This window comes from Gammaproteobacteria bacterium (assembly GCA_013696315.1).
In the GTDB taxonomy this organism is placed as follows: domain Bacteria; phylum Pseudomonadota; class Gammaproteobacteria; order JACCYU01; family JACCYU01; genus JACCYU01.
The window spans coordinates 1-5765 of sequence record JACCYU010000123.1; the positions used below are offsets into that span (position 1 = coordinate 1).

7 protein-coding genes are annotated in these 5765 nt (G+C 59.4%); 1 reads left to right on the forward strand and 6 read right to left on the reverse strand.

Features of this window, described 5'->3' with window-relative positions; genetic code table 11:
• On the reverse strand, positions 1-175 hold a 175-nt coding region (locus tag H0V34_07550; GenBank protein ID MBA2491555.1), incomplete at its 3' end, for a hypothetical protein.
• Positions 176-315: 140 nt separating this feature from the next.
• Between H0V34_07550 and H0V34_07555 the strand changes: the two genes are divergently transcribed.
• A complete protein-coding gene (locus H0V34_07555; protein ID MBA2491556.1) occupies positions 316-1191 on the forward strand; it encodes a phosphoribulokinase in 876 nt (291 codons plus the stop codon).
• A 76-nt stretch (positions 1192-1267) separates the two neighbouring features.
• Here H0V34_07555 and H0V34_07560 read toward each other — a convergent pair whose 3' ends face one another.
• The 5 genes from H0V34_07560 to H0V34_07580 form a co-directional block, all read right to left on the reverse strand.
• Positions 1268-1549 carry a cytochrome B5 gene (locus H0V34_07560; GenBank protein ID MBA2491557.1) on the reverse strand — a complete coding sequence of 94 codons (282 nt, stop codon included), beginning with the start codon at positions 1547-1549 and terminating at the stop codon, positions 1268-1270.
• 219 nt (positions 1550-1768) lie between these two features.
• Entirely contained in the window at positions 1769-2488 is a 720-nt protein-coding gene (locus tag H0V34_07565; GenBank protein ID MBA2491558.1) for a 1-acyl-sn-glycerol-3-phosphate acyltransferase, read from the reverse strand.
• Between the two features lie 13 nt (positions 2489-2501).
• Positions 2502-3044 carry a D-glycero-beta-D-manno-heptose 1,7-bisphosphate 7-phosphatase gene (gene gmhB / locus H0V34_07570; GenBank protein ID MBA2491559.1) on the reverse strand — a complete coding sequence of 181 codons (543 nt, stop codon included), beginning with the start codon at positions 3042-3044 and terminating at the stop codon, positions 2502-2504.
• A gap of 61 nt (positions 3045-3105) precedes the next feature.
• Entirely contained in the window at positions 3106-5283 is a 2178-nt protein-coding gene (locus tag H0V34_07575; protein ID MBA2491560.1) for a glycine--tRNA ligase subunit beta, read from the reverse strand.
• The coding region (locus H0V34_07580) for a glycine--tRNA ligase subunit alpha (GenBank protein ID MBA2491561.1) at positions 5276-5765 on the reverse strand (490 nt) is incomplete at its 5' end. The genes H0V34_07575 and H0V34_07580, both read right to left, overlap by 8 nt.

Below are 5765 nucleotides of genomic sequence, written 5' to 3' on the forward strand. Positions count from 1 at the left end.
TGTAGATTCCATACTCCGGCGGCAATCCGGCGAGCAGCGCGAATGCAACGCCCTGTGGCAGAACAATAACGGCGCCGGTAAATCCCGCCCACAGATCCGCGCGACAAGAGTGACGGTCCAGCACCGGCCATTCCCGCAAGAACGGCAGGCGGCTTTGCAGAGAAGAGAGGCTCATGCCCGCAGTTTGCCATCAAAGCGAACATGACCGCGACCGTGCGTTCATGGCCGGGAGCACTTTGGCAAAGTGCTGGACCTGGTGCATGCTAGGATGCGTGCGCATAAGGCGCCCTGAGCGGGTCGGCTACAGGAGGGAGCATGTCCAAAAAACATCCTATCGTTGCGGTTACGGGTTCTTCCGGCGCCGGCACTTCTACCGTGAAGAATGCGTTCGAGCACATTTTCCTGCGCGAGGGCATCAATCCCGTAGTAATCGAAGGCGACAGCTTTCATCGCTACACTCGGATCGAAATGGGAGAGGCAATCAAACGGGCCGAGAGAGAGGGACGCAGTCTCAGCCACTTCGGCGCCGAAGCGAATCTATTTGACCGGCTCGAGGACCTGTTCAGAAACTACGGCAAGAATGGCACGGGCAAACGACGGCTCTACCTGCATTCGGAAGAGGAGGGCGCAGTTTACGAGGGATTGAAACCGGGTGATTTTACGCCGTGGGAGGATATCCGCCCGAATACCGATTTATTGTTTTACGAAGGACTGCACGGCGGCGTAAAAACGGACAAGATCGACATCGCCGGCCACGTGGACGTGCTCGTGGGTGTGGTGCCGATTGTCAATCTGGAATGGATACAGAAAATTCACCGCGACAACTTGGTGCGTGGCTATGCGACCGAAGCGGTGGTGGACACGATCATGCGGCGCATGCGCGACTACGTGCAATACATCACGCCGCAATTCTCGTTTGCCGACATCAACTTTCAGCGAGTACCCACGGTCGACACGTCCAATCCCTTCGTGGCGCGCGAAATTCCTACCGCCGATGAGAGCTTCGTCATTATCCGGTTTCGCGAGCCCCGAAAATTCGGCGTGGATTTTCCGTATCTGCTGGGAATGCTGAAAGATTCGTTTATGTCACGACGCAACACCATCGCGGTGCCGGGGGGCAAAATGGGATTTGCCATGGAAATTATACTCACGCCGATCATCAATGAATTGCTGGCCCATCGTGGCAACTGACGGCGGTCGTGAATCTGCCTGATCGCCTGCTGCGTCAATGCGCAAGCGCGCTTCTCGCAACTGACTGGCGCCGCTTTCAGTCTTCGAGCATCCCGACACAGGGTACCGTATCCAGTAACGAATCGTGGCGAGGATGCGCACGCACTTTTGCAGTGCAATCGCGTCCCGCGTACCGTCGCCACGTCTTGTCGCCATTCCAGGGCTTGCGACCCGTAACGTCATATACTCGCCCTTTGTAGGCGATCAGCACAGGTAACTCTTCGATATGCCCATCGTAGCGGGCCAGCTCGGTTCGATTCAGAATGAGGCCGTAGTCGGCAGACGTAACCGCGGATGCACCCGCAACCAATTGTGGCATCCTGTTGACGGGCACTGACATCAATGATGCTGCACTAGCTGTCATCGCGTATCTCCGTTGCGTATATTCCACATTTTTTAACTATAGCGCCACAAGCAGCTTATATGAAATGATTAATTTCTATCATTCCAATTGTCTTTATCAATTTTAGAGAGCTTTTGCGTCCGCAACAGCACGTCCGTTTCTTCAATTGACCCTCCGGCCAGGCTAGATGTGTTATCAAAGTGAGGCTTCGGTAGCCTCTATCCAGCGCTTTACCTCCGCGCTAATCATCTCGGGAGATTTCCCATGCGGGTGTATCGCGGGGCCGATGCGGACGGTGATCGTACCCGGATATTTTAGAAACCGCCGGCGCGGCCAGTATCGCCCGGCGTTATGCGCCACCGGTACGACCGGCGCATTCGCGCTGGCGGCCAGGCGCGCGCCGCCGAGTTTGTAGGCCGGCCGCTCGCCAAACGAAACACGGGTTCCCTGAGGAAATACAACGACCCAGCGACCGCTTTCGAGACGTGCACACCCCTTGTCGATCAGTTGTTCAGATGCTATCCGCCCGGTGCGGCGGTCGATTGCGATCGGCGCGATCAACGCCAACCCCCAGCCGAAAAACGGTATCCACAGCAATTCGCGCTTGATGACCCACGCCAGCGGCGGGAAGAGTTGTTGCAGGGCCAAGGTCTCCCATGTTGACTGATGAGCAGCCATGATGATGCTGGGGCGATCGGGGATGTTTTCCAGTCCTTCGACTTGGTAATCGAGTCGGCAGATGTGGGCGCTAAACCACAGGTTCAGATCGGCCCAGGTAGTCAACAGCCGATAACGATGGCAAAAAGGCAACGGCGCGATTAGCAACGCCAGCCCCGCGTATACCACCACCGACAGCACGAACAACATTGAGAAGAGGCCGGATCGAAGGTAAAGCCCCGGATTGTGCGGCGACATACCCTGCGGCACGTCAGTTGGCGCGAGGCAGATAATGATCCGCGACGCCAGCGAGATCGTCGAATACCCGCACGCCGGCCGGCACACCGCCCATGCTTTCTGTGTGTGCACCATTGCCCGTTCGCACCAGCACGGTCTCAACACCCGCGGACGCCGCCGCTTGTAGATCACGAAGCGAATCGCCGACGGCGAGCGCGTCCATCAAATTTACACCCGGAAGCGCGGCAATCTGCCAGAACAGCCCTGGTTCAGGCTTGCGACAATTGCATCCATCGCTTGGTAAGTGCGGACAATAGAAAATCGCGTCGATGCGGCCACCCAGCGAAGCCAGCCGGGCGCGCATCTCGTTATGTATCGCGTCGAGCGCCGGTACGTCGAAAAGGCCGCGTCCAAGGCCCGACTGGTTACTGGCGATCATCACCCGATAACCTCCCCTGGTAAACCGTGCGATCGCACCTAGGCTACCGTGAATCGGGCGCCATTCCTCGGGCGATTTGATGTAAGCGGGGTGATCGTAATTGATGACGCCGTCACGATCCAGAATGATTACGCGCATGCAAAAACGTTAGCACAAGTGCGCATCAATGCACGCGCGCCGCGCCTTGTCCCAGATGTACTTATTGCAGGTACGACAGATCAGCCGTGCGCAAGAACAGGCTGCGCAGCTGCGCCAGCAACGCCAGCCGGTTGTGTCTGAGCGCATTATCCTCGGCCATGACGAGCACCTCATCGAAGAATCGATCGACGGGCTGTTGTAACTCGGCCAGCTTCAGCAGCGCCTGCTGATAGTCACCGGTCTTGAACAGCGGTGCGGTCTCGTCACTGAGTGCCTGCATCCGCTGGAAGAGAGCCTGCTCCGCACTGTCCCGTAAGAGGCTGGGGTCGACGGCCGCCGATGCGAGCGGCGCCGCTTTTCGCAATAGGTTGGCAATGCGCTTGTTAGCTGCCGCAAGGCTGGCGGCCTCGTCCACATTGCGAAATGCCGTTACGGCGCGTACCCGCCGATCGAAGTCAAGCGGACGTACGGGACGGCGCGCCATCACCGCATTGATAACGTCAAGCTGAATTTCGCGCTCCGCGTAATAGGCTTTTAGCCGCTCCATGATGTATTCGAAGGTCTCGGACACCGCCGACTTGGCGTTAACTTTATCGGCCAGCACGGCGCACGCCTGGTGCAACGTCTGCTCCAGATCCAGATCTAGTTCGCGCTCGATCATAATGCGCAGGACGCCAAGCGCCGCGCGGCGCAGCCCGAAAGGGTCCTTCTCGCCGGAGGGCCGATAACCGATGGCGAATATGCCGAGCAGGGTGTCCACCCGCTCCGCGAGCGCGAGCACCTGACCAACACCACTGCGCGGTAACTCATCATTAGCGCGTCGGGGCCAGTATTGCTCGTCCAGCGCCAGCGACACAGCCGCGGGTTCGCCGTCGCACGCCGCATAGTGGCGCCCCATCACACCTTGCAAGTCGGGGAACTCGAACACCATGTCAGTCAACAGGTCGCACTTGGACAATTCCGCGGCGCGCCGCGCGTGCCGCACATCGACACCCATCTGGCCGGCGATAAATTCGACTAGCGTTTCCACTCGCCCGGTCTTGTCGAACAGACTGCCCAGACGCTCCTGAAAGCTGACCTTCTTAAGCTGGTCCTTACGGCTCCCAAGGCTGCGCCTGCGATCCTGTTCCCAGAAGAACGCGGCATCGCTAAAGCGCGGCCGGATCACACGTTCATTGCCGATGCGCACCTGTTGCGGCTGCATGCTTTCTATATTGCTGACGGCGATAAAATGGGGCAGCAGCCGGCCATCATCTCGCGACATGACCGGAAAATATCGCTGGTTATCCTGCATGGTCGTAATCAGGACTTCCGGCGGCAACGCCAGAAAACGCGGCTCGAAACTGCCCGTGAGCGCGCTGGGCCATTCCACCAGTGCGGTGACCTCGTCCAGCAAATCGGCATCGATTCTGGTCGCGCCGCCCAGCTTATGCGCGAGCGCTTCGACCTGCTGACGAATCCGCTCACGGCGCCCGCCGAAATCGGCCACGACCCTGCCTTTGGTCTCCAGCAGCGCGATGTATGCCGAAGGCCGCTCTATGGTTAAAGGCTCGGGACAGTGGAATCGGTGACCTCGGGTTTCGCGCCCGGTCCTGATACCCAGAATCTCAGCATCAACCACGTCGTCACCGAACAGCAGCACAATCCAGTGCACCGGACGCACGAATTCGGCGTCGCCCGCGCCCCAGCGCATGCGTCTGGGGATGGGCAGATTGGCGAGCGCCTTGCTGACAATGGGGGCTAGCAGGTCCGTGGTCAGGCTTCCAACCTTCCGGCGATGAAAGGTGAGCCACGCGCCACGGTCGGTCTGCTGCTTCTGCAAGCTCTCCACTTCGACGCCGCAGGAGCGAGCGAAACCTAAAGCGGCTTTGGTGGGTCGGCCACCGGCATCGAACGCCGCCTTGAGCGCGGGCCCGCGCATGACCGTGTCCTGGTCGGGTTGCCGGGTGCTGACGTTCTTGATGTGAACCGCCAGGCGCCGCGGCGTTGCGTAGGCATAGATACCGCGATCTATGAATGCATCGCCTGCATCGCTCGCCGCCCCCGATTCTTGAAGGGGCTCGCTGACGCGCGCGGGCTGCTGACTACTATTGCCGTGCGCCGGGATTCCGAACTGAAGGTTTTCACTCTCCAGCCCCTGCTCGATGCCGGCGCGGAGTGCGTCGGCAAGGGTTGCCAGCGCGCGCGGCGGCAATTCTTCGGTGCCGATTTCGACCAGCAGGTCCCGCTCGTCAGCCATTTGCGGCTTTAGCGGTATTCAGCAGCAGTGGGAATCCCAAGGCCTCGCGCGCGGCAAAATAGGCTTGCGCCACCGCGCGCGCCAACCCCCTCACCCTCAAGATATACCGCTGCCGTTCGCCCACTGATAAAGCGTGGCGCGAGTCAAGCAGATTAAACGTGTGTGACGCCTTGAGCGTTTGTTCGTACGCGGGCAGCGGCAGACCCGCGGCGATCAGGCGCTGCCCTTCGCGTTCGCACGTCTCGAACCATGACGTCAACGCATCGACATCGGCCTGTTCGAAATTGTAAGTCGATTGCTCCACCTCGTTCTGGTGAAACACATCACCATAGGTAACGACGCCCTCGGCGCCGACAGTCCACGCAAGCTCGTAGACGCTTTCCACTTCCTGCAGATACATGGCGATGCGTTCGAGTCCGTACGTTATCTCACCGCTGACCGGCCGGCAGTCCAGCCCGCCGACCTGCTGAAAGTAGGTAAAT